This is a genomic window from Nocardia sp. NPDC057668, assembly GCF_042799795.1.
GTDB lineage: Bacteria > Actinomycetota > Actinomycetes > Mycobacteriales > Mycobacteriaceae > Nocardia.
Window position 1 is genome coordinate 2,005,563 of record NZ_JBHVIC010000001.1, and the last position, 25,731, is coordinate 2,031,293.

General features: G+C 69.1%; 30 protein-coding genes. 7 read left to right on the top strand and 23 right to left on the bottom strand.

Annotated features, from left to right (window positions below; all coding sequences use genetic code 11):
• The first annotated feature begins 240 nt into the window (after positions 1–240).
• On the top strand, positions 241–654 hold the full coding sequence (locus ACFVBH_RS09220; protein WP_354987431.1) for a hypothetical protein: 414 nt from the start codon (positions 241–243) through the stop codon (positions 652–654).
• A 69-nt stretch (positions 655–723) separates the two neighbouring features.
• On the opposite strand, the gene rlmN is transcribed toward ACFVBH_RS09220, so the two are convergent.
• Positions 724–1,836 carry a 23S rRNA (adenine(2503)-C(2))-methyltransferase RlmN gene (rlmN, locus tag ACFVBH_RS09225; protein ID WP_354987430.1) on the bottom strand — a complete coding sequence of 371 codons (1,113 nt, stop codon included), beginning with the start codon at positions 1,834–1,836 and terminating at the stop codon, positions 724–726.
• Positions 1,837–2,011: 175 nt separating this feature from the next.
• Here rlmN and ACFVBH_RS09230 point away from each other — a divergent pair, with 175 nt between their 5' ends.
• Positions 2,012–2,329 carry a lipopolysaccharide assembly protein LapA domain-containing protein gene (locus ACFVBH_RS09230; protein ID WP_354987429.1) on the top strand — a complete coding sequence of 106 codons (318 nt, stop codon included), beginning with the start codon at positions 2,012–2,014 and terminating at the stop codon, positions 2,327–2,329.
• 66 nt (positions 2,330–2,395) lie between these two features.
• Here the strand turns inward: ACFVBH_RS09230 and ACFVBH_RS09235 are convergent, their stop codons facing one another.
• The 4 genes from ACFVBH_RS09235 to ACFVBH_RS09250 form a co-directional block, all read right to left on the bottom strand.
• A complete protein-coding gene (locus tag ACFVBH_RS09235; RefSeq protein WP_354987448.1) occupies positions 2,396–3,322 on the bottom strand; it encodes a phosphatidate cytidylyltransferase in 927 nt (308 codons plus the stop codon).
• A 106-nt stretch (positions 3,323–3,428) separates the two neighbouring features.
• Positions 3,429–3,986, bottom strand: a complete 558-nt coding sequence (gene frr / locus ACFVBH_RS09240; RefSeq protein WP_354987428.1) for a ribosome recycling factor — start codon at positions 3,984–3,986, stop codon at positions 3,429–3,431.
• A 37-nt stretch (positions 3,987–4,023) separates the two neighbouring features.
• A complete protein-coding gene (pyrH, locus tag ACFVBH_RS09245) occupies positions 4,024–4,758 on the bottom strand; it encodes a UMP kinase (RefSeq protein ID WP_354987427.1) in 735 nt (244 codons plus the stop codon).
• Positions 4,759–4,894: 136 nt separating this feature from the next.
• Positions 4,895–5,788: a helix-turn-helix transcriptional regulator gene (locus ACFVBH_RS09250; protein WP_379000996.1), complete on the bottom strand. Its 894-nt coding sequence runs from the start codon at positions 5,786–5,788 to the stop codon at positions 4,895–4,897.
• 108 nt (positions 5,789–5,896) lie between these two features.
• Here ACFVBH_RS09250 and ACFVBH_RS09255 point away from each other — a divergent pair, with 108 nt between their 5' ends.
• The 3 genes from ACFVBH_RS09255 (at position 5,897) to ACFVBH_RS09265 (ending at position 7,406) form a co-directional block, all read left to right on the top strand.
• A complete protein-coding gene (locus ACFVBH_RS09255) occupies positions 5,897–6,781 on the top strand; it encodes an NmrA/HSCARG family protein (protein ID WP_379000997.1) in 885 nt (294 codons plus the stop codon).
• A gap of 98 nt (positions 6,782–6,879) precedes the next feature.
• Entirely contained in the window at positions 6,880–7,098 is a 219-nt protein-coding gene (locus ACFVBH_RS09260) for a hypothetical protein (RefSeq protein ID WP_379000998.1), read from the top strand.
• A gap of 92 nt (positions 7,099–7,190) precedes the next feature.
• The gene (locus ACFVBH_RS09265) at positions 7,191–7,406 is read left to right on the top strand and encodes a hypothetical protein (protein WP_379000999.1); all 216 of its coding nucleotides are present in this window, start codon (positions 7,191–7,193) and stop codon (positions 7,404–7,406) included.
• 81 nt (positions 7,407–7,487) lie between these two features.
• On the opposite strand, the gene tsf is transcribed toward ACFVBH_RS09265, so the two are convergent.
• The 4 genes from tsf to ACFVBH_RS09285 all read right to left on the bottom strand — a co-directional run bounded on the left by tsf (position 7,488) and on the right by ACFVBH_RS09285 (position 10,230).
• Positions 7,488–8,312, bottom strand: coding sequence for a translation elongation factor Ts (gene tsf / locus ACFVBH_RS09270; RefSeq protein WP_354987421.1), 825 nt, complete (start codon positions 8,310–8,312; stop codon positions 7,488–7,490).
• 102 nt (positions 8,313–8,414) lie between these two features.
• Positions 8,415–9,257 carry a 30S ribosomal protein S2 gene (gene rpsB / locus ACFVBH_RS09275; protein WP_354987420.1) on the bottom strand — a complete coding sequence of 281 codons (843 nt, stop codon included), beginning with the start codon at positions 9,255–9,257 and terminating at the stop codon, positions 8,415–8,417.
• 242 nt (positions 9,258–9,499) lie between these two features.
• Positions 9,500–9,829: a DUF202 domain-containing protein gene (locus tag ACFVBH_RS09280; RefSeq protein ID WP_354987419.1), complete on the bottom strand. Its 330-nt coding sequence runs from the start codon at positions 9,827–9,829 to the stop codon at positions 9,500–9,502.
• On the bottom strand, positions 9,826–10,230 hold the full coding sequence (locus ACFVBH_RS09285; protein WP_354987418.1) for a DUF202 domain-containing protein: 405 nt from the start codon (positions 10,228–10,230) through the stop codon (positions 9,826–9,828). The genes ACFVBH_RS09280 and ACFVBH_RS09285 overlap by 4 nt, the downstream gene beginning before the upstream one ends.
• A gap of 187 nt (positions 10,231–10,417) precedes the next feature.
• Between ACFVBH_RS09285 and ACFVBH_RS09290 the strand changes: the two genes are divergently transcribed.
• Both ACFVBH_RS09290 and ACFVBH_RS09295 read left to right on the top strand, forming a co-directional pair.
• Positions 10,418–10,903, top strand: coding sequence for a M23 family metallopeptidase (locus ACFVBH_RS09290; RefSeq protein ID WP_379001671.1), 486 nt, complete (start codon positions 10,418–10,420; stop codon positions 10,901–10,903).
• Positions 10,900–11,409, top strand: a complete 510-nt coding sequence (locus ACFVBH_RS09295; protein ID WP_379001001.1) for a DUF1990 family protein — start codon at positions 10,900–10,902, stop codon at positions 11,407–11,409. The genes ACFVBH_RS09290 and ACFVBH_RS09295 overlap by 4 nt, the downstream gene beginning before the upstream one ends.
• Before the next feature lie 170 nt (positions 11,410–11,579).
• Here the strand turns inward: ACFVBH_RS09295 and ACFVBH_RS09300 are convergent, their stop codons facing one another.
• From ACFVBH_RS09300 to ACFVBH_RS09365, 14 genes are all read right to left on the bottom strand, one after another.
• Entirely contained in the window at positions 11,580–11,954 is a 375-nt protein-coding gene (locus tag ACFVBH_RS09300; protein ID WP_379001002.1) for a hypothetical protein, read from the bottom strand.
• A gap of 14 nt (positions 11,955–11,968) precedes the next feature.
• Positions 11,969–12,730 (bottom strand): siderophore-interacting protein, encoded by a 762-nt coding sequence (locus ACFVBH_RS09305; RefSeq protein WP_379001003.1) that lies wholly within the window; start codon positions 12,728–12,730, stop codon positions 11,969–11,971.
• An 85-nt stretch (positions 12,731–12,815) separates the two neighbouring features.
• Positions 12,816–13,640 (bottom strand): N-formylglutamate amidohydrolase, encoded by an 825-nt coding sequence (locus ACFVBH_RS09310; RefSeq protein WP_379001004.1) that lies wholly within the window; start codon positions 13,638–13,640, stop codon positions 12,816–12,818.
• 5 nt (positions 13,641–13,645) lie between these two features.
• On the bottom strand, positions 13,646–14,569 hold the full coding sequence (locus ACFVBH_RS09315; RefSeq protein WP_379001005.1) for a tyrosine-type recombinase/integrase: 924 nt from the start codon (positions 14,567–14,569) through the stop codon (positions 13,646–13,648).
• 71 nt (positions 14,570–14,640) lie between these two features.
• Positions 14,641–15,693, bottom strand: coding sequence for a DNA-processing protein DprA (gene dprA, locus ACFVBH_RS09320; protein ID WP_379001006.1), 1,053 nt, complete (start codon positions 15,691–15,693; stop codon positions 14,641–14,643).
• A 941-nt stretch (positions 15,694–16,634) separates the two neighbouring features.
• On the bottom strand, positions 16,635–18,143 hold the full coding sequence (locus ACFVBH_RS09325; RefSeq protein WP_354987412.1) for a YifB family Mg chelatase-like AAA ATPase: 1,509 nt from the start codon (positions 18,141–18,143) through the stop codon (positions 16,635–16,637).
• A complete protein-coding gene (locus ACFVBH_RS09330) occupies positions 18,143–18,502 on the bottom strand; it encodes a YraN family protein (RefSeq protein ID WP_354987411.1) in 360 nt (119 codons plus the stop codon). Before ACFVBH_RS09330 ends, ACFVBH_RS09325 begins: the two co-directional genes overlap by 1 nt.
• Before the next feature lie 86 nt (positions 18,503–18,588).
• Positions 18,589–18,894, bottom strand: a complete 306-nt coding sequence (locus ACFVBH_RS09335) for a DUF2469 domain-containing protein (protein WP_067514125.1) — start codon at positions 18,892–18,894, stop codon at positions 18,589–18,591.
• A 43-nt stretch (positions 18,895–18,937) separates the two neighbouring features.
• Entirely contained in the window at positions 18,938–19,687 is a 750-nt protein-coding gene (locus tag ACFVBH_RS09340; RefSeq protein ID WP_354987410.1) for a ribonuclease HII, read from the bottom strand.
• 36 nt (positions 19,688–19,723) lie between these two features.
• Positions 19,724–20,545, bottom strand: a complete 822-nt coding sequence (gene lepB, locus ACFVBH_RS09345; RefSeq protein WP_379001007.1) for a signal peptidase I — start codon at positions 20,543–20,545, stop codon at positions 19,724–19,726.
• A gap of 17 nt (positions 20,546–20,562) precedes the next feature.
• Positions 20,563–22,380, bottom strand: a complete 1,818-nt coding sequence (locus tag ACFVBH_RS09350) for a transposase (protein WP_379001008.1) — start codon at positions 22,378–22,380, stop codon at positions 20,563–20,565.
• A gap of 143 nt (positions 22,381–22,523) precedes the next feature.
• Positions 22,524–22,865 carry a 50S ribosomal protein L19 gene (gene rplS / locus ACFVBH_RS09355; protein WP_354987409.1) on the bottom strand — a complete coding sequence of 114 codons (342 nt, stop codon included), beginning with the start codon at positions 22,863–22,865 and terminating at the stop codon, positions 22,524–22,526.
• Positions 22,866–23,041: 176 nt separating this feature from the next.
• Complete coding sequence (locus tag ACFVBH_RS09360) at positions 23,042–24,709, bottom strand: alpha-keto acid decarboxylase family protein (protein ID WP_379001009.1); 1,668 nt, start codon at positions 24,707–24,709, stop codon at positions 23,042–23,044.
• Positions 24,710–24,751: 42 nt separating this feature from the next.
• Positions 24,752–25,582, bottom strand: coding sequence for a hypothetical protein (locus tag ACFVBH_RS09365; RefSeq protein WP_379001673.1), 831 nt, complete (start codon positions 25,580–25,582; stop codon positions 24,752–24,754).
• Between the last annotated feature and the right edge of the window lie 149 nt (positions 25,583–25,731).

The window sequence follows — 25,731 nt, forward strand, 5'->3', positions numbered from 1 at the left end:
CCCGCGCCCGGCGCAGAGCCCATGGCCGGGGCCGGGGGTCGGCCGAGCCCTGGGCCGAAGCGGAGTGTCTTCCGAGCTGGATGCCGAAGGCGGCCCGGTGTTTTCGCACGACGCCGGAAGCGAGCCTCCCCAGCCAGATGCCGAAGGCGACCCACCCGCTTGGTTTTTCGCGCGTTTCGATTGCACGAGGGCGCGTCTCGAGACAGCATTCAGCGCATGAAATTACAACAGGTTGCAGTTATGTCGGTGACGGCCGCAGCCACCCTCGCCCTCGGTCCGGGACTCGCCACCGCGGCCCCGACCCCCGGCGACACTTCCCGCCAGGCGGTCAGCCGCGCCTACATCGACGCCCTCGTCTCCCACGACGCCCGCGATGTCCCCTTCGCCCCCAACGCAACCCGCGTAGAGGCGGGCCTGCAAACCGGCTACTCCGGCCCCCAACTGGCCTACGACCTGGAACACGGCATCCAGTACAAAATCATCCAAACGATCCGCGACCTGCACATGACCGAGTCCGGCGACGTGGTAACGGCCCGCTACCTCCTGGATTCCGGCATAGCCGGCATAACCCTGACCACGGTCGACATCACCGAAACGTTCCGGATCCCCGACGGCACGATCCACGAGATAGTCGCCACCATCGTCCCGGTGTAATTCGTTCGCACGCATCGCCGTTGGATTCGGACCGCTCGGGTCACGAATCCAACGGTGAACGAACCGAACTCAGCCTTCGGCGGCGAGTTGGCCGCAGGCGGCGGCGATCTCCTGGCCGCGGGTGTCGCGGACCGTGCAGGGGACGCCCTGTTCGTTCACGCGGCGGACGAACTCGCGTTCCACCGGCTTGGGGGCGGCATCCCATTTCGAGCCGGGGGTGGGGTTCAGGGGGATCACGTTCACGTGGACCCGGGAGCCGAGGGCCTTGTGGAGCTTCTTGCCCAGCATGTCCGCGCGCCAGGGCTGGTCGTTCACGTCGCGGATCAGGGCGTACTCGATCGAAACCCGGCGGCCGGACTTGTCGGCGTAATACCGTGCGGCGTCGAGGACTTCGGCGACCGGCCAGCGATTGTTGACCGGCACCAGCGTGTCTCGCAACTCGTCGTCCGGAGTGTGCAGGGACACAGCCAGAGTCACCGAGAGATCCTCGTCGGCGAGTTTGCGGATCGCGGGGGCCAGGCCGACCGTCGAGACCACCACGTTGCGCTGGGAGATGCCCAGGCCGTCAGGGGCGGGCGAGGTGATCCGGCGGACCGCGTTCACCACGCGCTTGTAGTTGGCCAGGGGCTCGCCCATGCCCATGAAGACGATGTTCGAGAGGCGGCCGGGACCACCGGCGACCTCGCCGTCACGCAGGGCGGCGGCCGCGGAGCGCACCTGGTCGACGATCTCGGCCGTGGACAGGTTGCGGGTCAGGCCCGCCTGGCCGGTCGCGCAGAACGGGCAGGCCATACCGCAGCCGGCCTGGCTGGAGATGCACAGCGTGGCGCGGTCGGGATAGCGCATGAGCACCGACTCGAGCAGCGTGCCGTCACCGGCCTTCCACAGCGTCTTGCGGGTGGTGCCGTCGTCGCACGAGATGTGCCGGACGGTGGTCAGCAGCTGCGGGAACAGCGCATCACCGATCTTGGCGCGCACCGCCTCGGGCAGATCCGTCATCAGCGCCGGGTCGGCGACCAGCCGGCCGTAGTACTGCCGCGCGATCTGATCGGCGCGGAACTTGGGCAGCCCGAGCTCCTCCACGGCCGCCTTGCGTTCGGCCGAATCCAGATCGGCGAGGTGCCGCGGCGGCAGGCCACGGCGGGGGGCGTCGAACACGAGGGGCAAGGGGGCGGCAGTCATAACCCCTCCAGTGTTCCATCCGAAACCGCATCGCGGGCCGTCGGGGTGCGATGCGCTCATCACAGTCGACCGGAATCCGGCAAAGCTCGCGCGGCAAACCCCGAGTTGAAGCGACATATCCGAGATACCGGACGAAATACGTGCACCGGTCATAGCGATCGGCAATGATCGAATCATGACCACCGACGCCGTACCCAACCCTGGACCGGAACCGACTCCGACCACGAGCGACGACAAAGGCCAGGGCGTCCTCAAGACCCGCGCGGGTTACGCCTGGATCGGCCTCGTCATCGCCGCGATTCTCGGCATCGTGCTGCTGATCTTCATCCTGCAGAACCTCGAACAGGCCCACGTACAGCTGTTCACCTGGAACTGGAACCTGCCCATCGGCGTGCTCGTGCTGCTGTCGGTGATCGTCGGCGCGCTGGTCACCGCGCTGGTCGGCGGCTACCGCATCCTGCAGCTGCGCCGCGCGGCGAAGAAGGCGCACTAGGCCGGAACGCCGACGTCCGGTCCCCGAGCGGGAACCGGACGTCGCGAGGTGTTCGGGGGCCGCCCGTCACAGCAGTGCGGTCAGCACCAGCCAGGAGACGAAAGCGGACGGCAGCATCGAGTCCAGGCGATCCATGATCCCGCCGTGTCCGGGCAGCAGGGTCCCCATGTCCTTGATGCCCAGTTCACGCTTGATCTGGGATTCGATCAGATCGCCGGTGGTCGCGATCAGCACCAGGCCCACGCCCAGCAGCACGCCGATCATGGAGTTGGCCTGCAGCAGCAGCGTCACCGTGAGCAGACCGCCGATCACGCTGAACACCAGCGAGCCGCCGAACCCCTCCCACGACTTCTTCGGGCTGATGGCCGGAACCATGGGGTGCTTGCCGAACAGGACACCCGCGACATACCCGCCGACGTCCGAGCAGACCACGAGGATCATGAAGGTCAGCACGCGCAGATTGCCGTCGTCCTCGAGCAGCATGAGGACCGCGAACGAGGCGAGCAGCGGCACCCACGCCAGGGTGAACACACTGATCGCGGTGTCGCGCAGATAGTTTCGCGGCGTGGCGCGCAGCCCGTGATCGAACAGCCGCCACACCATGAGCGTCAGCGCGCTCGCGCCGAACGCGCCGAGCACACCGGCGGTGCCGAACGGCCAGGCCAGCCAGATGATCGCCTGCCCGCCCAGCAGCAACGGCACCCGCGGCACCAGCACATCGGCCTCGCGCAGGCGCTTGGCCACCTCCCAGGTCGCCACCGCCATGGCCGCCGCGATCACGCCGATCAGCACCTCGGGCGCGAACAGCAGAATCGCGATGAGCGACAGACCCAGCCCGAACCCCACCCCCAGCGCCGCGGGCAGATTACGCCCGGCCTTGGACGCGGGAGGCTTACCGGCGGACACCGCGGCATCCGCCGCGGGCGCCGGGGTCTCCGAGACGGGCGCGGCCGGCGGCAGCGCCTGAGCGGTGCCCTCGGCCGGCGGCGTCATCGCACCGGTGGATTCTTCGGCCACGATTGTCCTGTCGCTCACTTGTCGTTTCGTCCCTACCCCCGGCCGCGACCCGGCCGTCCCGATGAACCTCGAGCAGCGGTGATCACACCTCGAGCAGCTCGGCTTCCTTGTGCTTCACCAGCTCGTCGATCTGTCCGACATAGCGGCTGGTCGTCTTGTCCAGATCCTTCTCCGCGCGGCCGACCTCGTCCTCGCCCGCCTCGCCGTCCTTCTGGATCCGGCCCAGCTCGTCCATGGCCTTGCGGCGCACGTTGCGGATGGTGATCTTGGCGTCCTCGCCCTTGGCCTTGGCCTGCTTGACCATCTCGCGGCGCCGTTCCTCGGTCAGCTGCGGGATCGACACGCGGATGATGTCGCCGTTGTTGGTCGGGTTCACGCCCAGATCCGAATTGCGGATCGCCTTCTCGATCTCCTGCATCAGCGCCTGCTCGTACGGCTTGATGACCACCATGCGCGGCTCGGGCACCGTGATGCTGGAGACCTGAGTGATCGGAGTGGGCGACCCGTAGTAGTCCACCACGATCCGGGAGAACATACCCGGGTTCGCGCGACCGGTCCGAATGGAACCCAGGTCGTCCTTCGCCACCGAGACGGCCTTCTCCATCTTTTCCTCGGCCTCGAAGAGCGCTTCTTCAATCACGGCGTTTCCTCCACAGCGTCATCGTTCTTCTCGTCGGTCACGACCGAACCAGCGTGCCGATGTTCTCACCGGCGACCGCGCGAGCAATATTGCCCTTAGTCAAGAGATTGAACACCAGCATGGGCATCTGGTTGTCCATACACAGGCTGAACGCGGTGGCGTCGGCGACCTTGAGACCGCGCTCGATCACCTCTTTGTGGGTGATCTCGGCGAACATGGTCGCGTCCGGGTTCTCGCGCGGATCGTCCGAGTAGACACCCTCGACGGCCTTGGCCATCAGCACCACCTCGGCGCCGATCTCCAGCGCGCGCTGGGCGGCGGTGGTGTCGGTCGAGAAGTACGGCATGCCCATGCCCGCGCCGAAGATGACCACGCGGCCCTTCTCCAGGTGCCGCTTGGCGCGTAGCGGCAGGTACGGCTCGGCGACCTGCCCCATGGTGATGGCGGTCTGCACGCGGGTGTCGATGCCCTGCTTCTGCAGGAAGTCCTGCAGCGCAAGGCTGTTCATCACGGTGCCGAGCATGCCCATGTAATCCGAGCGGGCGCGTTCCATACCGCGCTCCTCGAGTTCCGCGCCGCGGAAGAAGTTGCCGCCGCCGATGACGACCGCGACCTGGACACCGTCCTCGACGACCTCCGCGATCTGCTCGGCCACGGTCTGCACCACATCGGGGTCCAGGCCGACCCGCCCGCCGCCGAACATCTCGCCGCCGAGCTTGAGGAGCACTCGGCGATAGCCCTTGCGGTCGGGCGCCGTATCCGGGTCCGTCATCGGTCTCCTGTTCTCGGGGGCTCTCGAACACAGCCACGCACATGAAAAGACCATCCCGGCGCACGGAAATGCACGGGACGGCAACAAGCTTTCGTCCATCCTGCCTCACCGACGGTCACGGGGGTGAGGCGACCCTCTATACCGTGCCCGAATTCGTGACATTGCGCGGCGGCGCGACGGGGCCCGCCACGGTGGCCATCCGCGCGGCGGACAGCGGCGTGGCCGGGACCTGCACGACCAGCAACAGGCCGGGATCCTCGGCCGGGCGCAACTGGAACAGCTCCAGCTCGATGTCCCCGGCGTCCGGGTGCGCCACGACGATCGTGGCGGGGCGGAAACGACCCACCGGGTACTCGGACCACCAGCGCCGGAACTCCGGGCTCTCGCGGCTCAGCTCGGACACCAGGGTGGACAGTTCCGGATCGCCGGGGCGGCTGCCGGTGGCATCGCGCAACTGGCTCAGCACCGCGCGGGCAGCGAACTCCCAGCGGGGCATGCGAGCGCGATTCTCCTTGTCGGTGAACATCATCCACAGCAGATTGCGACGACGCGAGGGCAGATCCAACGGGTCGTGGCGGACGCGCGCGTAGGCGGTGTTCCAGACGACGTAGTCGAAGTTGCGGTCGAAGATCGACGCCGGATTCGGCAGGACGGCGTCGACCAGGCGTTGCAGGCGGGCGTTGTCGGCGGCGATCCGGCCGTCGTCCGGATCGGTGAGGCCGGCCAGTGCGCGCAGGTGACGGTGCTGATCGGGGTCCAGGCGCAGGGTCCGGGCCAGCGCGTCGACGACCTGACGGCTGGTCTCCACCGCACGGCCCTGCTCGAGCCAGGTGTACCAGGTCAGGCTTACCCCGGACAGTTCCGCGACCTCCTCGCGGCGCAGGCCGGGCGTGCGGCGGCGGGCCGGATCGCCGTACGGCAGCAGTCCGACGTCGGCCGGTCGCAATCGGGCCCGGGCCGCTCGCAGAAACTCCCCCAGCTGCGCGTACCTGGACGCCGGGATATCCGAATGACCTTCGCCGCTTACCATTTCGCCGATCCCCCCGTACAGAGCGCCCGGGTAGCAGTATCGCTATCAGGACAGGATCATGCGCGAATTCCTACCGTGGAACACAGCGAACAACACACGGAGGACGACATGACGAACCACAACGGACCGGTCCTGGTGATCGGAGCGACCGGACGGCAGGGCACCGCGACCACCCACGCACTGCTCGAAAAAGGCTGGGAATCACGGGCTTTCGTCCGCGACCCGGAGTCGGAGCGGGCGCTGGCACTCGCCGCGGCCGGTGCGCGGCTGGTGACCGGCGACCTGGACGACGAAGAGTCGGTGCGCGCGGCCATGGATGGCGCGCACGGGGTGTTCCTGATGCTGACCATGATGTCCGGGGTCAACATCAGCCTGGACGCGGTGGCCGCGGAGATCGTGCACGGGAAGATGGTGGCCGACCTCGCCGCCAAAACCGGGATCGCGCACCTGGTGTACAGCTCGCTGAGCGGGGCGCACAAGGGCTCCGGCGTGGAGTACTACGCGGCGAAAGAGCAGATCGAGGACCACATCCGGGAGCTCGGGCTGCCCGCGACCGTACTGCGGCCGGTGCTGTTCATGGACAACTTCGCCACCTACAACAAGCCCGCGCTGGTCGAGAACGAGCTGATCCTGTCCCTGGCCGTGGCGCCCGGCAAGCCCATGGCCCTGATCTCCATCCGCGATATCGGCGAATTCGCCGCCCTGGCCTTCGACCGCCCGGAGGAGTTCCTGGGGCGCACCCTGGAGATCGCCGGCGACGTCCTGACCCCCACCGAGATCGCCGAAACCCTCTCCCGCACAGCCGGTTTGCCCTATCGAACCGTCCGCATCCCGATCGCCGGGCTGCGCGCCTTCGACGAGCAGGTGGCCAAGATGTTCGAGTTCTTCGACGTCGACTCCTCCCCCGCCCCGGACGTCACCACCCTCCGTGCCGCGCACCCGGGCCTGCAGAGCCTGGAAACCTGGGTACGCGCCACCGGCTGGACCCTGTAGACGATCGCCGGCGCACCCCACCGGCGCGCCCGATGCCCCCTAATCCGGGGGCACCGGATCCAAAGTGAAATGCAAATGTCCCACATAGGATCCGGTCCATGCTCACCCACCGAACGACGCTCCGCACCGGCATCGCCGCCCTGGCCATCACCACCGGACTGATCGCCGCCGCCGGCCCCGCGACGGCGGAAGCCCCGGCAGGTTCGGGCAGCGGCTCCCTCGGCACCGGATCCGCGGGCCTGGTGCAGTCCGTGCTCACCGCAATCGGCTGCTATGTCGGCGCGAACAACTGCGGACCGATCGTCATCCCGAAATAGCGCGGCAGGCTCGGACCGCGTACCGAAACACTCACTCGCGCCCCAGGATTCGGGGGCATTCGGATTCAGCAGCACCCCCGTACCCTTCCGCCATGACTCTCACCAGCCGGACTTTGCGCACCGGCGCCGCCGTCGTCGCCATCACCGCGGGACTGATCGCCGCCGCCGGTCCCGCCACGGCGGCATCCCCGCCCGGCTCGGGCAGCAGCACCGGATCGAAAGACCTGCTGCAGTCCGCCTACGAAGTGTTCGTCTGCACCATCGGCCCCGAACTCTTCTGCGACGTCATCAACGGCCCCGTCGGGTAGTCGCCCTGCGATGCATAGCGAAAAGGCCCTTCTCCCATCGAATCACGATGGGGGAAGGGCCTTTTCAGGCTTGGCGGGCGATTACGCCTGGCCGACCTCGAAGCGGGAGAAGGCGGTGATGGTGGCACCGGCCTCGTCCAGCAGCGCCTTGACGGTCTTCTTGCTGTCGGTCACCGACGACTGCTCCAGCAGGACGACGTCCTTGTAGAAGCCGTTGACGCGGCCTTCGACGATCTTCGGGAGGGCGGCCTCGGGCTTGCCCTCTTCGCGCGCGGTCGCCTCGGCGATGGCACGCTCCTTCTCGACGAGGTCGGCGGGGACCTGGTCGCGGGTGACGTACTTGGCCTTGAGCGCGGCGACCTGCATGCCGGCTGCGCGAGCGGCCTCGGCGGCGGCGTCGCCCTCACCGGTGAACTGCACCAGCACGCCGACGGCGGGGGGCAGGTCGGTGGCGCGCTTGTGCAGGTAGGTCGCGACGTTGCCGTCGTAGGACACGACGCGACGCAGCTCGAGCTTCTCGCCGATACGGGCGGCCAGCTCCTGCACGGCCTGGTCGGCGGTCTTGCCGCCCAGGTCGACGGCCTTGAGCGCGTCCAGGTCAGCCGGGCGAGCCTTCGCCGCGGCGGCGACGATGCTGTTGGCCAGCTCCTGGAACTCCGCGTTCTTGGCGACGAAGTCGGTCTCGGAGTTGATCTCGATCAGGACGCCGTCCTGCGCGGCGACCAGGCCCTCGGCGGTGGCGCGCTCAGCGCGCTTGCCGACGTCCTTGGCGCCCTTGATACGCAGGGTCTCGACGGCCTTGTCGAAGTCGCCGGCGTTCTCTTCGAGCGCCTTCTTGCAGTCCATCATGCCGGAGCCGGTGAGGTCGCGAAGCTTCTTCACGTCAGCGGCGGTGTAGTTCGCCATGTCGGGCGAGCCTCCTCTGTGTGGTCTGTGGGGTGTTCACACCTTGCCGCCCGCTTCCGAACCGGAAGGGGCGGCAGGGTGAACAGATGCCGGTACGGCTGCTTAGACGTCGGCCGGGGTGGCCGGTTCGGCCTCGGCGGCCGGCTCGGCAGCGGCGGGCTCGGCGGCCGGGGCAGCCGAAGCCAGCAGTTCCTGCTCCCACTCGGCGAGGGGCTCGCCCGCGCCGGCTTCCGGCTTCGAATCGCCGGCGGCACGCGAGGCACGAGCCTGCACGCCCTCGGCGACGGCGGACGCGACCACGCGGGTCAGCAGCGCGGCCGAACGGATCGCGTCGTCGTTACCCGGGATCGGGTAGTCGACCAGGTCGGGATCGCAGTTGGTGTCCAGGATCGCGATGACCGGGATGTTCAGCTTGCGAGCCTCGCCGACGGCGATGTGCTCCTTGTTGGTGTCGACGACCCAGATGGCCGAGGGAACCTTGGCCATGTCCCGGATGCCGCCGAGGGTGCGCTCGAGCTTGTTCTTCTCACGCGTGAGCATGAGGATTTCCTTCTTGGTGCGACCCTCGAAGCCACCGGTCTGCTCCATGGCCTCGAGCTCCTTCATACGCTGAAGGCGCTTGTGCACGGTGCCGAAGTTGGTGAGCATGCCGCCGAGCCAACGCTGGTTGACGTAGGGCATGCCGACGCGAGTGGCCTCGGCCGCGATCGACTCCTGGGCCTGCTTCTTCGTGCCGACGAAGAGAACGGTGCCACCGTGGGCGACGGTCTCCTTGACGAACTCGTAGGCCTTGTCGATGTAGGTCAGCGTCTGCTGAAGATCGATGATGTAGATGCCGTTGCGGTCGGTGAAGATGAAACGCTTCATCTTCGGGTTCCACCGGCGGGTCTGGTGACCGAAGTGGGCGCCGCTGTCGAGCAGCTGCCGCATTGTTACGACGGGCATGGCCTCGTAACCCTTTCATTGCTGGTTGTCGCAGAAATCGGCGATCTCTGCCCTGGCGCCCACGGCCACCGGAACCCGTGATGCGAAATCAGGGGACCAGCCGGCGGCCTCGATCTGGGCGCGCGAAGTCGGTCTGCGCTGAAGCAAACCGCTGGATCAGTTTACGGGCCGGGTCCGCAGAGATGAAATCGCCCCCTCGCCGGAGCGGCCGCACGCGCCGGACCAGGCCGGGGACGGCGGGCTCAGCTCAGTTCGACAGCGTAGTAGAGCGCGTACACGACGGCCACGCCCGCGACGCCGGTCACCGCGACGGCGACCGCCGTGATGCCGCGCCGGCCGCTGTCCCAATTACCCCGATTGTGCGAGTGCAGGATTCGGCTGCGGGCCACGCACACGACACTCACCACGACCAGGCCGATCGCCGCCAGTAGCGCGAGCACCGCCATCGGCGGCCAGTCGCTGCTGTAGGTGACCTTGAGGAACAACACCGCGTTGGCCATGGCCGCGATGGCCGTGCGCCGCCACGCCAGGGCGGTGCGCTCGGCGGCCAGCCCGGCCTCGGGACTGCTCACGACAGCAGCAACCCGTACCCCGCGAGCACCGCGATGACGGCGATGCCGAAGGCCAGGATCGGGACCATGATCGTGCGCGGCAGCCGGTCGCCGCGTTCCATGGCGGTCTGCACGTGCTTCCAGCGCCCGTAGGCGCCGACCGCGATGACCGTGGCCAGCACGATGCAGCTCAGGGCCACCGCGCTGCGCACGCCGTGGTGCGTGAACGGCCGGACCAGTTCGTGCACGGCCACACCGCCCGCGAGCAGGCCCAAGCCGGTGCGCATCCAGGCCAGGAAGGTGCGCTCGTTGGCGAGGGTGAAGCGGTAGTCGATGTCGGCGGGTTCCGCGGCGAGTTCGCGATCGTTCTCCTGCGCCTCGGCCTCGACCGGTGTCTCGGGGCGCGGCTCGACGGAGCCCATGACGTTCTCCTGCTGGTCGGCGGCATTTTTCGGGATTGAACAGCACGGTGTTCACACGCGTGCGGACTATCCACATTCCAGGTTCACGGTAGTCCCGGGCAGCGAACGGGAGCGCACCCTGAGTGGTATGCGAGCGATCGTGTCGATAACTCTCGGGTGGTTGCCGGGGCTGCTGCTCGGGCAGGTGATGTTCGCACCGGCGGGCAGCGCGGCGCCCGCGGGCGAGTTCGATTGGCCGCTGCGCCCGCGGCCCGCCGTGGTCCGGGCCTTCGACGCGCCGGAGCGCGATTGGCTACCCGGGCATCGCGGGGTGGATCTGGCGGGCCGCGCCGGGCAGGCGGTGCTCGCCGCCGGCGACGGCACGGTCGCCTTCGCCGGGACGGTGGCGGGCAAACCCGTGCTCTCCATCGATCACGCGGGCGGGCTGCGGACCACCTACGAGCCGGTTCAGCCGGGTGTTCCCTTGGGGCGCAGGGTTTTTCGCGGATCGACCATCGGAGCCCTGGAGGCCGGTCACCCCGGATGCCCGGTGGCCGCCTGCCTGCACTGGGGGCTGCGCCGGGACCGCGTGTATCTGAATCCGCTCGGGCTGCTGCGCGCGGTCCAGGTGCGACTGAAACCACTCGCGAACCCTCGAAGGCATCACCGTCGCGAGACCAGAATGGGGGTATGACGCACGAGCCCGCCACGGTCGAATTCACCTACGCCGAGGTCGGCGCGACCCGCGGCGAATTCCCGCCCGGCTACCACCATTTCCGGTTGCGCCGCCGAATCGGTTCGGGGCGTGCGCTGTTCGAGGCGGCCGGGGCGCAGATCCTGGCGTACCGCATGCAGCGCGGTACCGGAATTCTCGTGGCGGCCACGACGCCGACGGCCGCGCCCGGCACGGAAATGACCATGCGCCTCGGCATCGGCAGGCTCGGGTTCCGGGCCCACTGCCGCGTGGTCTACGTGCTGGACGAACCGGATCGCCGCGGCTTCGCCTACGGCACGCTGCCCGACCACCCCGAGATCGGCGAGGAGCTCTTCGCCGTCGAATACGACCCGGCCGACGATGCGGTGTACGGCATCGTGGAGGCGTTCGCGCGGCCCGGCACCTGGTACACCCGCATGGGCGGACCGGTCGTGCGGGTCATTCAGCACTGGTTCGCCGGGCGCTATATCGCCACGCTGACCTGATCGAGCTGCGGCACAGGCGGTCAGCGATGGGCCGCGGTGACGCGAATCCCGATCAGCCGGATATCCGCCCGCCGGAAGCAGGTGGGCTACCGCCGTGACGAGACAGGAGACCGTTGTGCAGGTCGAGGGCGACTTCCCATCCGGGTGGCCGCCGCTCGTAAGGTGGCGCGCTACCGCCCGTACAGGTGACGGGTGAGGACGGCGGCTTCGGCACGCAGGGCGGCGGCGCGAGCGGCTCCACCGGCGGCCGCGGCGTAATCGGTTGCGGCGCTGTCACGTTCGTCGATCTCGGTTCGAACGATGTCGTCGATGTCGGACTCGGTGAGTTCGCGGCGAGGGCGTTCGGCGCCGCCCGGACCCGCGGCGGCCTCGATCGCGCCCGCGCGTACGTCGGAGGCGTCGACCGCCTCGGCATTGTCGATGGCGGCCAGGGCCGAGCGCAGGGCCGCGACCGCGGTGCGATCGCGGGCCTTCAGAGCCGCGGGCAGAGCCGCCCGCAGCCGGTCACGCAGGGGTGGCAGAACTGTGTCCGAATCGGCGGGCATGGATCGACCGTAGGTCAGACCCCGGCCGGTGCGGCCTTCTCGCTCTCGGCGAGTTCGGACTTCCAGGTGCGGAAGCCCTCTTCGGTGCGCCCGCGCCGCCAGTAGCCGGAGATGGACGCCCATTCGGCGGTGACGCCGCGCTCCTTGCGCACGTACGGGCGCAGATCGTGCATGACGGCCTGGGCCTCGCCGTGAATGAACACGTGCGCCTGCCCGTCTCGCCACGGTTCGGCGCGCACGGCGGCGGCCAGACGCTCGCCGGGGGCCGCGTCGCCGCGGTGCACCCAGGTGAGCTCGACGTCCTCGGGGAGTGGGAAGGAGAGTTCGTCGGCCGGACCTCCGACCTCGATGAACACCCGGCCGGTCGCGTCGATCGGCAGCGCCGCGCAGGCGGCGGCGATGGCGGGCAGCGCCGACTCGTCACCGGCGAGCAGATGCCAGTCGGCGTCGGCGCGGGGCGCGTACGCGCCGCCCGGGCCGAGCAGATCGATACTGTCGCCGGGTTCGGCGGCCGCGGCCCACGGCCCGGCCACACCCTCGGTGCCGTGGTGCACGAAGTCGATGGCGATCTCCTGCGTCGCACGATCGATCGCGCGCACGGTGTAGGTGCGCATGATCTCCCCGTCCGGGTTCGGGAACACCAGCTTGACGTAGGCGTCGGTGAAATCGTTGGCCTCGAAGTCCGCGAATCCGGGGCCACCCAGATGTACGCGGATCAGGTGGTCCGAAAGCCAGATGGTGTTCTGAACAATCAGGGTCGTACGGCTGCGTGCCAAGCGGAACACCTCCACAATTAGGGTTACCTAAGTCAACGTACACGACGCCCGATAGCTCGTCGATATGGTCTCGATATGGCGCCGGTTACCCCGCCGCGTCGATCAGCGCCGCCAGCGCGGTGGCCAGTCGCGGGAGGCCGGGACCGGCCGGACCACCCGGCTCGGTCATATAGCCGTCCCTGCGAATCTCCACCATGAGTGCGGTGACGCGCGGTTCGGAGCGGTAGTGATCCAGGGGTACATAGGTTCCCGCGAACGGGGTATCCACCGCGACGCCGCCGAAACCCGCGAACAGCGCGGTAGCGAGCGCCGTCAGCTCCGGCGGCGTGTGGAAGTCATTCGTTCCCAGACAGATCGGCGGACGGCTCTCGGCCGCAAATAGCTCGTAGGCCAGCGGTTTCGTCGGATACGAGTGCACGTCGACGATGATCGCGCGGCCGGTCGCGCGCAGGCGATCGGCGACCAGTTCGGTCATGGCGCGGGCGTAGGGGTGGAAGTAGCGGTCCAGCAGACCGGTGGGATCGAAGGAGTCCGGGCGCAGCACGTCGCGGTCGGTGGTGCGGGTGTAGACCGCGCCCATACCGACCGCGCGCATCTGCTCGCGCTCGTCCGGGAAGCGTTCGGGGTCGACGACCAGGCGCGAGAGCGCGTTGACGAACCGCCACGGCCGCAGCCGGGCGCGGTCGGCCGCGGCCGCCGACAACTCGGCGGTGTGCGCGTCGGTGATGTGGTCGAGTTCCAGTTCGAGGGCGGGGTCGTCCAGCACGATGCCGGCGCGCACCGACGGCGGGATGTGTCGCGCGGAATGCGGAACATGCAGGATGACAGGCGATTCCGGGGCGCCGGGAAACAGCGAGACGTTGCCGGGGATCCGCGGCGGGCGCGGTTCCGAATCGGGTGGGATCGCCACGGCGATCAGGCGCGGGGGTGGGCTTGGTCGTGCACCTTCTTGAGGCGCTCGATCGAGACGTGGGTGTAGAGCTGGGTGGTGGCCATGCTCGCGTGGCCGAGGATTTCCTGCACCACGCGCAGGTCGGCGCCGCCTTCGAGGAGGTGGGTGGCGGCGGTGTGGCGGAAGCCGTGCGGGCCCATGTCGGGTGCGCCGGGGATGGCGGAGATGACCTCGTGCACAACGGTTCTCGCCTGTCGCTGATCCAGCCGCCGGCCGCGGCGGCCGAGCAGCAGGGCGCGACCGGACGCCTCGGTGGCGAAGGCGGCGCGGCCGTGCCGCAGCCAGGTGTCCAGGGCCTGCTCGGCGGGGCCGCCGAACGGCACCGATCGTTCCCTGTTGCCCTTGCCCAGGACCCGCACCACGCGACGTTCCCGATCCACGTCCTCGATGTCGAGCCCGCACAGTTCGCTGACCCGAATCCCGGTCGCGTACAGCATCTCCACGATCAGCCGATCCCGCAGCGCCATGGGATCATGCTGTGCCGCACCCGATTCCGCGGCGTCCATGACCGCCGATGCCTGTTCCTTGCCCAGCACGGCGGGCAGTACGCGGTGCGCACGGGCGGTCCGCAGGCGCGGTCCCGGATCGAGGGTGAGCCGCCCGGTATAGGTGAGCCACGCCGTGAACGTCCGCGCCGAGGACGTGCGCCGCGCCATGGTGGTACGCGCCGCTCCGCCCGCCGCCAGCCCCGCGAGCCACGACCGCAGCAGTGCCAGATCCACCTCCCCCACACCGCAATCCGCTCCCCGCTCGAGCAGATGCCCGAGCAGCCCCCGCGCGTCCCCCACGTACGCCCGCACGGTGTGCTCGGACCGGTTCCGCCCCAGCCGCAGATGCCGCCCGTACTCGACCAGCAGCGCCTCGAGGTCCTCCGGCAGTTCGCTCATCCCCCCACCGTCACCGCCTCCCGCCCCCGGCGCAAGTTCCCGCGCCGCGACCCCCGACCTCCCTGCGTCGTTCATCCAGAACGCGGTTCTCTCGACCCGCCCGCTCGCGGACCGGCGAGCGCGGAATCGACGCGCCGCCAGCCCTGGTCGCCGCAGGCCGCACGTCCGGAGAGCTCGAGTGCGGCGAGGGTGGCTCGCACCACGGGAAGAGGCAGGCCGGTCGCGGTGGCCAGTGCCCGGGGCAGGCGGGAGCCGATGGTCGGGAGGGCCGCTAGCAGCAGGGTCTCGTCGGTGGTGAGAGTGGTAGTCGCGGAGGCTGTTTCGCCACCGGGGGGAGGGGCGGTTGCGGACGGCGCTTGGTCTCCGGGCGGTGCGGTGGGCCGGAGGGGGTCTTCGGCGGGATGGGGCGTCAGCGGTTGAGTGTTGATGCCCGCCAGGGTGAGGCGCAGGGGGCCGGCCTCGTCGAGGATGTCGTCGGCGCCGGTCACCAGGAAGGCCTCGCCCGCGCGGATCATGCGGTGACAGCCGACCGAGGCCGCGGAGGTGATCGGGCCGGGGACCGCGAGGGCCGGGCGGCCCAGGCGGCGTGACCATTTCACCGTGTTGCGTGCGCCGCTGCGGGCGCCGGCCTCGACCACGACCACCCCGTCGGCGAGCGCCGCGATTATCCGGTTCCGGGCCAGGAAATGATGCTTGCGGGCGGTCGTCCCCGGCGGATACTCGCTGACCACCAACCCGGTATCGGCGATCTCGGCCAGCAGCCGATCATGCTGCACCGGGTACGGCCGATCCACCCCGCACGCCAGGACCGCCACGGTGCTCCCGCCGACCGCCAGCGCCGCCCGGTGCGCCATCCCGTCGATCCCGAACGCGGCTCCCGACACCACCGTCCACCCCCGCCCCGCCAGATCTCCCGCGATCTCCGCCGTCACGTGATTCCCGTACCCGGTGCTGCACCGCGCCCCCACGACCGCCACCGCCCGCTCGGTGCACTCCACCAGTGACCGCGGCCCCCGCGCCCACAGCACCAGCGGCACCGCCCCCGCCTCATCCTGCGCCGGATCCAACTGCCCCAACCCGAGCAGCCGCCAGGCCGGCCACTCGACGTCATCCGGCGTAATCACCCTCCCCCCAACCCTTTCCATCACCCCGAGGTCCCGCTCTGCCCACTCCACTCCCCGCCGAGCTTCCGTGGCCCCGCGCAAAACCTCCGGCAACGCACATTCCCGAACCGCCCGCGCCGCCTCAACCACCCCCACCGACCCGATCAAAGCCGACAACGCCGCACACGGCCCCTCCACCACCCGCGACAAATACACCCACGCCAGCCGCCTCTCGTCCGCCCCACCACCACCCGATCCCCCGGCCCCACCCGGTCCTCCGGAACCACCCGGTCCTCCGGAACCACCCGAGCCCCCGGAATCACCCGAGCCCTCGGGGCCGTGCGGTCGCGAGCCCCTCCGGGGCCTAACCTCCCCCACGGCCTCGTGCCTCGAATCGGCTGCGGGGAACAGGCTTCGATCCCGGTCGATTCGGCTGCCGTCCACGTCGCGGCCCGCCCCGCCGTCGTGGTCCGTAGCGGAACCGACCTCCGCCGTGGTCGTCGCAGCGAACTCGCCGGGCAGCGGGGCATCGACCGCAGCCGGGACCGAGAGGCCTGGACTCTCTGGATCGTCCGCCCCGCGCGGACCCGAATCGGCTGTGTCGGAGGGATTTCGATCACCACCGGTTCGCGCACTGAGCCGAGTGTCGCTCGCCGCGCAATCGGCTCGCGAGCCGACGTCGACCGTGGTCGTCGCGGGGACGCCCGATGGCGGGAGGCACGGGGCCCGGGACTCGTCCGCATCGTCGAAAAGGGTGCTTGCCGCCCGCAGCTCGTCGATGCTCGCACCGTCGGGTAGGGCGCAGGCATCCGTACCTGTGCACCCGGTTCCCGCCAGATCCGCTGCGCACGGGAAAGGATGCACCGGCGACACTTCGTCGTCGGAGACGGTGGGCGAGCAAGGGGCGGCGGGGGGCGAAGCGCCCTCCGGCGTGGGGGACATCGCACGGGCCGGGCGCGGATTCATGCTCCACCTCGGTGGCGAAAGGCCAGGGCCTGCAGGACATCCTGGGCGGTGGGGACTTCGCCGCCGCGCAGGTCGCACACCGTCCAGGCGACGCGCAGGGCTCGGTCGGCGCCGCGGGCGGACATGCGGCCGTGTTTGAGGGCGTTCTCCACCGGGGCGAGGGATTCGCGTGGGAGGCGGAACTGCTGGCGGAGCACGTGACCGGGAACCTCGGCGTTGGTCGTCAGGTTCAGCGTCGCCCAGCGGGCCGCGGCGGCATTGCGGGCCAAGGCGACCCGGGCCCGGACCGCCTCGCTGGATTCGGTTTCCTCACCGCTGAGGGCACCGGCGGACTGCGCGTGCATGCGGACCGAGAGATCGATCCGGTCCAGCAGCGGGCCGGAGAGTTTGCCGAGATAGCGGCGGCGCGCGAGGGGCGCGCAGATGCAGTCGATATCGCGGGCGGGTGCGCAGGGACAGGGGTTGGCGGCCAGGACCAGCTGGAAGCGGGCGGGATAGCGGGCGACGCCGTCACGGCGGGCGATGCGAACCTCGCCCTCTTCCAGGGGAGTTCGCAGCGCCTCCAGCACCTTGGTGCCGATCTCGGCGCATTCGTCGAGGAACAGCACGCCCCGGTGCGCGCAACTGGCCGCACCCGGACGCGCCGAACCGGAACCTCCGCCGATCATCGCCGTCACCGACGAGGAATGATGCGGCGCCACGAAGGGCGGCAGGTGGATGAGCGGATGATCGTCGGACAGGGTGCCCGCCACCGAGTGAATCGCCGTGACCTCCAGCGACTCCCGCTCACGCAGGGCCGGTAGCAGGCTCGGAAGGCGCTGGGCGAGCATCGTTTTGCCGATACCCGGCGGCCCGGTCAGCAGCAGGTGATGCCCGCCCGCCGCGGCGACCTCCAGCGCCCAGCGCGCCTCCTCCTGGCCGACGACCTCGCTGAGATCCCCGTGCGCCCGCACCTCGGCCGGGACCATCGGCTCGGGCGGGGTGAGCTCACCGGCCCCGCGCAGCCAATCCACCAGTTCGCTCAGCGTCGCGGCCCCGAGCACCCGGATCCCATCCACCAGGCCCGCCTCGGCCAGCGCCGCGGTGGGCACGATGACCAGCTTGCGCCCGGCGGTGCGCGCCGCGAGCACCGCGGGCAGGATGCCCCGCACCCGGCGCACCCGCCCGTCCAGCGCGAGTTCGCCGAGCAGGACCGCCTCGGCGAGCCGGTGCACCGGAATCGAGCCCGCCGCGTCGAGCACCGCGGCCGCGAGCGCCAGGTCGTACACGCTGCCCACCTTGGGCAGGGTCGCGGGCGACAGCGCCAGGATCACCCTGCCGTCCGGCCACTTCTCCCCCGAGTTGGTGACCGCCGCCCGCACCCGATCCCGCGACTCCTGCAGGGTCGTGTCCGGCCGCCCGACCAGGTGCACCGACGGCAGCCCCTGCCCGATGTCGGCCTCGATCTCCACCAACTGCCCGTCCACCCCGGCCACCGCCACCGAATGCGCGCGCCCGAGCGGCATCAGAACGCCGCCCGCAGATGGGTGATCTCCGGGTGGCTCCCGGGGCGCATCAGCACCGACACCACGTCGAACCGCACCCGCGACCACGGGCCGGACCGCTCATGCAGCCAGAGCAGCGCCAGCCGGCGGATCCGCTGCTGTTTGAGGAACGACACCGCCTCGGCGGGCGGCCCGAACGCGAGCCCGCTGCGGGTCTTTACCTCCACGAACACGGTGACGCCCGCGGCGTCGCGGCCGATCAGATCGAGCTCGCCGTATCTGCACCGCCAGTTGCGGGCGACGATCTCCATCCCGGCGTCACGCAGAAAGCGCGCCGCCAGCTCCTCCCCCTGTGCGCCGAGCGCGAGATGCTGTGCCATAACGCCAGCATGGCCGGGTCCGCTGCGGACCCGGCCATGCCGACCTGGGAAAACTCAATGCCTGTGGATGGCGGAGAGCCTGTGGACTACTCGGGCAGCCGCAGGTCGGGCTTCTCCAACTCCTCGATGTTCACGTCCTTGAACGTGATGACGCGAACGTGCTTCACGAAGCGCGCGGGCCGGTACATATCCCAAACCCACGCATCGGACATCCGCACCTCGAAGTACACTTCGCCGTCGGCGTTCTGCGGCCGCAGTTCAACCGTATTGGCCAGGTAGAAGCGGCGCTCGGTCTCCACCACGTACGAAAACTGGCCGACGATGTCCTTGTACTCGCGATACAGCGAGAGTTCCATCTCGGTTTCGTATTTCTCGAGATCCTCGGCGCTCATCGGGTGGAACGTCCTCCTTATCGCCCAACTGGGTGTAGAGACATCATCCCGCATACGCGGTGTCGGTAGCGACTCGGCCGGTCCCGGGCGACCGCACCGCGATCTCCCGCACATTGCGCCAGGACCGGCGATGTTCACTCGTGACGCCCAAGCGGTGCAGCGCCTCGTTATGTTCGGGCGTGTTGTAGCCCTTGTGACCGGCGAATCCGTAGCCGGGGAATTGCTCGTCCAGCCCAACCATCATCCGGTCGCGGGTCACCTTGGCGAGCACGCTCGCCGCGGCGATACAGGCCGCCGTGGCGTCACCGCCGATCACCGGCAGTGACGGAACGGGTATGCCCGGCACCCGGAAACCGTCGGTCAGAACGTACCCCGGAACCGGGTCCAGCCCGGCCACCGCACGCCGCATGCCCTCGATATTGGCCACGTGGATGCCGATGGCGTCGATCTCCCAGGCCGGGATCACGATCACCGACCAGGCCAGGGCCACGCGTTTGATGATCGGGAACAGCTCTTCGCGGGCGTCCTCGGTGAGCCGTTTGGAGTCGTCGAGCCCGGCGAGGGAGGTGTACGCCTTGGGCGCGAGCAGGCACGCCGCCACGACCAGCGGACCCGCGCTGGGCCCGCGACCGGCCTCGTCCACGCCCGCGACCGGGCCGAGCCCGCTGCGAATCAGGGCGGCCTCGAGCGTGCGTAGCCCGCCCGCGCGCCGCATGACGACGCGCGGCGGCCAGTCACCGCGTTCGATCGGCTGTATCTTCTTGCCGCCCCGCTGCTTCGGGGTATTCGCCATCGTCCCCACCGGTCGATTATCTCGTAGTGCCGAGTGCTATTGGGGGTCCTCGGACCGCACGAACCCGATCCGGCCCAGCGGCCAGATCTTGAAGACCGCCTTGCCGCGCACGTCGGAGATCGGCACGGTGCCCTGGTACTCGTCGTCCATGTGGTACCGGGAGTCGGCGGATTCGCGGCGGTTGTCGCCCATCACCCACAGGTTGCCCGCGGGCACCTTGACCGGGCCGAACGCACGGCCGCCGGCGTTGAACGGGATGTCCGGGCGCTCGGGGTTGAACGGGTTGTTGCGATCCGGGTTCGAGGTCTGGATGTACGGCTCGTCCAGGGGCTGCCAGGTCGCGCCGGGCTCGTCGTCCAGCACCAGGATGCGACCCTGCTCGTCACAGCACTTCACGGTCTGCCCGCCGGTGGCGATCACGCGCTTGACCAGGTCGTTCTCGTCCGGCGGCACCAGGCCGAAGAACGAGAGGAAGTTCTGCACGCCGCGCACGGCGGTGTTGGTCGAGCGAATGGACCGGTAGTGGCGGTTCCAGGAGTCGGTCGGGCCGACGAACACCACCACGTCACCCGGCTTCGGATCGCTGAAGTAGTAGCTCAGCTTCTGCACGTAGATCCGGTCGCCGGTGCAGCCCGCGCACCCGTGCAGGGTCGGTTCCATCGACTGCGAGGGGATCACGTACGGGCGTCCGATGAAGGTCACGACCAGCGCGGTGATGACCGCCGCGATACCGATGAGCATCGGCAGTTCCTGCCAGAACGGGCGCTGCTTCTTCTTGGCGGGGGCCGCCTTCGCGTCCTCGCTGACACCGTCGTCGCCCGGACCGGACACCGCTGTCGACTCGTTCTCGTCTGCCACGGAAGACAGAGTAGCGTCTACGTAGACCCCACACCGCCTGTCACCGCAGTGGCAGACCGCGTGGGCGAATGTATTTCACGGCTACCGACTTCGCCGTTCGGCGCCGAAAGTTCGACCGTGTCCCACACCGACGCTGTTGGCGCAGGAAACCCGGGGTTCGAATTCACCCCCTCGGCTCCCACCAGGGTGGGGGTGCTCCCTCGCACTCGCCGATGCCGGGGCCTGCGCGGTGTCGGAGCGAACTTGTCCCGGCAGCGGCGCACAGGTGCGTGCTCCGTCCGCCGAATCGCGATCGGACGCCCACGCCGCCGGACAACGGCGAGCTTTCCGAGCAGAGCGCGTTTCCCCAGGTTCACGCCGGCGATGTGATCGCGGTTGCCACCCACACGGCAGCGTTCGCACCACGCGGAATGGTATCCGTGCGGTCGAGAAAGCGGCAGGTCGCAACTCGGGCACAAGGCCGAGGAACCACGAGCGGGCACCGTGACAACGGCGATGGCCGCACCGGCCGCGGTATGGATGAGGGCGTCAACTGCCCGGCGGCGCGCGGATTGGGCTGCCCTGTTGTTGTTGATCCGCCCGCGATCGCGGGGTTCGAAAGTGGTGAGATCTTCGACTGCGATCACTTGTGCGCGCGATGATGCGGCGTAGTCGGTGACCTGCCGGGCAAAGTGGAACGCCAACTCTCGATTGATCTTTCCGCGCTTGACCCCGGCCGCGGCACGATGCCTCTCGAGCACTTCGATCTTCTTCTCGAGTCCTAGCCGGACATCCGTCGGCGCAGCGGTAGCGAGCCGCCGCAACCGCGCCCCTTTGCGCTGCAAGAGTTCGCCTTCGGTTTGCAGGCGAGCAAGCTTCACTCCTAGGCCGCGGTCATCGTAGGTCCAACCCCGGTAGTCCGAGAACAATCCGCCCGCCTCAGCTTTGACACGGGACGCAGCGCCGAGCGTGGCCGGAGACCAGTCCACGCCTACTGCGACGGTCGCGGCGTCGAAATCTGCGGCGGGCACCATTTCTGTTGCCGCGCAGCGCCACAGCAACCCTCTGCTGTCGAGCACCACGGTGGGCAGGTGCCAAGCGGTTACAGCACGCTCGTGCAGGTGGGCGGGAATAGCGGCGACGAGTCGCACACGCCGCCATTGCGCTCGGATCGTCGGTACCGGACAGATCGGCAGCTTCACGATCAGCACCAGCTCTCGACCGGCGACCGAGAGCTGCGCGAGCTGGCGATCGGCAGCGGACAAACGAGCGACCGCGGCCATCCGAGGCGGGCCCTGGAGATCGGTGATGCGCAGGTCCACAATCGGCCCATCCGTGCGCCGAAGGTGCGCGCGAACCTGACGTTCCACCCCTCGCAGGAAGCCGGGCGGCACACGCGCCTCGGAATCAGCGGGCGGATCGAACCGCCCGCTGTCGGTATCGAATCGGGTTGTGACCGCAGCGATCGCAGCATCCCGGAAAGTCAGGGCGCGAAGTGTTGCCATCACCTGGGCGGTCACCACGCGGGTCACTCGCGACGGCACATAGGCGTCTGCCGGATAGCGCGGATGCCATCCCAATCGAGCCGCGGCGACGTGGCCTTGCACGGGAAGTCTTCGACCTTGGCAATCGCGCCCCTCCGACAGCATCGTGAACGATGCCGGCTTCCAGAGTCGTTCGATCAGATCGGCTTCCGCAGCGCCAATCAGGTTGAGTAACCAGCCAAACCTCTCATCGATCTCCTCGAGGCCGACCGACTCCCCGGTGTCCTCATCCACGGCTACATGCGCCCGGGTAGTGAACGAGACCTGTCGCGTCATACTGTCGGCGACTTCGAGCGCAGCGCCCGAATTCATGCCCGAACGCTATCACCGAACATAGTGCCGCATGCATCGAAACATGTTCTGGAATGCGGAGATCGACGACCAAAACGAGTAGCCCGGCACCGCATGATGTCACGCGGTGCCGGGCTACTCGGGGATCAGAGCGAAAAGCTACTTCAGCGCTTTTCCTTGATCTTGGCCTTCTTGCCGCGCAGATCGCGCAGGTAGTACAGCTTGGCGCGACGAACGTCACCGCGGGTCACAACTTCGAGCTTGTCGATGTTGGGGCTGTGCACCGGGAAGGTGCGCTCCACGCCGACGCCGAAGGAGACCTTGCGGACCGTGAAGGTCTCGCGAACGCCGCCACCCTGGCGACGGATGACCGCGCCCTTGAAGACCTGGACGCGTTCCTTGTTGCCTTCGATAACCTTCACGTGCACGTTGACCGTGTCACCCGGGCGGAAGTCCGGGACATCGCTACGCAGCGACTTTTCGTCGACGAAGTCGAGGGTGTTCATTTCCGTCCTTATTGGATTCGCGCGAACAGAGGAACCTGGCGGCTACCTGGTGCAGGTGCTCTACCGGTTCGTGCTCCGGATAATTGGGCGGTGCCCGGGCGCATGATCCGCCCTAGGCAACCCAAGCATCATGCCAGATGACGGGGTGTGCCGGTTAATCGGCCCCCGCCCGGGCGCTAGGACCGGGAATTGGCCCGGGTGAGCGCGGCCGCGATGTCGGCGACCAGCGGCGGATAGTCGGTCGTGCCGGTGACCACCTGGAGGAAGACCAGGCAGTCCTGGGCCTGGGTGGCAACCTCCAGGCATTCGCGGAGTTCACCCACCGTAGCCGCGCGCAGGGTCAGCACCGAATTCTCGTCCCCGCCGAACGCGTGCGGGAGTTCGGACCAGCGCCAGGGCGCGATGTCGTTGTAGGGCGCCTGCGGGCCATGGATCGCGCGCTCGATCGCGTAGCCGTTGTTGTCGACCAGGATGATGACCCCGGTCAGGCGTTCGCGGATCCAGGTGCCGAGTTCCTGGATGGAGAGCTGGGCCGCGCCGTCGCCGATGACCAGCACCGCCCGCCGATCCGGGCAGGCCAGGCCCGCGCCGAGGGCGGCGGGCAGCGCGTAGCCGATCGAACCCCACAGCGGCTGGCCCAGGAACGTGATGCCCGCGGGCATGCGCAGGGTGGCCAGTCCGAAGAAGGCCGAACCCTGATCCGCGACAACGATATTGCTGTTGCCCAGCGCCCCGGCGATGAGCGGCCACAGCGCGGCCTGGGTGAGCGGGGTATCGGCGGGTGCGCGATCGACCGGTTCCGGATCGGGGACGACGGGGGCGACGTGCGTCGGCGCGAAGTCCGCGGAGATCTCGGCGAGCACCTCGAGCGCGGCGGGCAGCGAGAGCGGCGCGAAGGCGTCCACCCCGGCGATGACGCTGCGCTCGGGGCCGATCTCCAGGGTCCTGCGCGGGTCGATGCGGTGGCTGAAGCCCGCGGTGATGCTATCGGTGTACTGCACGCCGACGGTGATCAGCCGTTCGGCGTCCTCGACCGCGGCCCGAACCGGTTCGGGCGAGGCCGCGCCGGTGTAGACGCCCACGAAATGCGGCGCGGACTCGTCCACGACCGTCTTGCCCCAGGCCAGGGTGGCGTGCGGGACCTCGCCGATGGCCAGCAGGGCGCGGAGTTCGTCGGTCGCGCCGACGCGGTCGACGAAGACGTCGGCCAGCACGGTGACCTGGCGGTCGGCCAGGAATTCGCGGGCCGCGCGGGCGAACGCCAGTCGCGCGCCGTCGCTGCTGAAGTCGGCGGCGGGAGCGAGCGGGGCGGCCGGGGGCGCGGCCTCGAGGCGCGCGACGTCGGTGGCGAGCATGAGGTAGCCCGGACGGCGGTGCACGCGAACCGAATTCAGGACCCGGTCGATTTCCTGACAGGCGTCGGCCGCGCCGAGATCGGCCTGGGCGCAGGTGACTTCGGCGGCGATGCGGCGGAAGTGATGAAAGTCGCCGTCGCCCAGGGTGTGGTGGATGACGCGGTGATTGGCCTGAATGTCCTTGGCGGGCACGCCGACGATGTGGACGACCGGCACGTGTTCGGCATAGCTGCCCGCGATGGCGTTGACCGCGCTCAGTTCGCCGACGCCGTAGGTGGTGACGACGGCGCCGATGCCGCGCAGGCGGGCGTAGCCGTCGGCGGCGTACCCGGCGTTGAGTTCGTTGGCGCTGCCGACCCAGCGCAGACCGGGGTGCGCGACCACGTGATCGAGGAATTGCAGGTTGAAATCACCGGGTACGCCGAAGATCTCGGTGACACCGAGTTCGTGCAGCCGATCGAGCAGGTAATCGCCGACAACGTAGGCCATGCCACACCCTCGCACGGCGACCGTGATTCAGCAATCTTCTAGCTAACCGTTTCGGTGCGTCGAATGCGGGGCGGGCGGAGCCGCGATCACGGTGCGCGCCAATTCTTCCTCCGCCGCGCGGCGCACGTGATCGACGTCCGGCTTCCCCGCGACCAGGTCCTGGACGAAGATCTTGGCGGCGATCACCGGACGGCGGTAGCGGCGTTCACGGCGCATGGCCCGGCGCATGGTTCCGGGCCGTTCGCCGTAGCGCCAGCGCGCCCACGGTGCGCCCGGACGGCTCAGCCGCAGCGCGCCGACGAACAGCAGCGGCGGGAAGAACATGCCGAACAGACCCGTCCAAATCTTGCCCTTGGCAATGACGATCGCGGCCAGCAGCAGGTTCACCACCGAGAACAGCGCGATCACCCAGCGCTCGGCGGGATTGGACTGACTGCGGAAATCGTTGATGTCCAGCAGCCACAGCGGATGAAAACCCATCAGCAGCAATCCCGTCACGGCGACCGCGACGAACACCGCGTCCACCGAGGTCCGCCCCTGCTCCTCCCAGTACACATCGCGCAGGTAGTAGATGAGCGCGAACTCGTCTAGCACCAGCGCCGCGCCGACCCCGAAGAAGGCCGCGAGCACGCTGATCACCCCCACGCTGCTCTCGTACATCGTGATGAGCCCCGCGCCCGTGCTGAGCACCAGGATCACCCCGAACACCATGTGGTGGATGTGCACGTCCCCGGCCCGCACGTTGCCCGGCCACCAGCGCACCTGCTTGCGGATGAGCCGCACGCTGATCCGGATGAGCACGAACCCGATGATGAATCCCAGGAGCAGGCAGGCCAGCGGCAGTCGCCCGTCAGCGATCACGGTGTCTTCCATCCACCGCCGAAACGCCATACTCGCATCGCCTCCGCACTCGCCCGCCGGTCGCCCGGCCACTCGCCGCTGGATCCCCGACGGTACCCCTCCCCCACAAACCCCCAGCAAATCCCGCCGCTCACCAGCCCCAACCACCCGCGACATCGCCG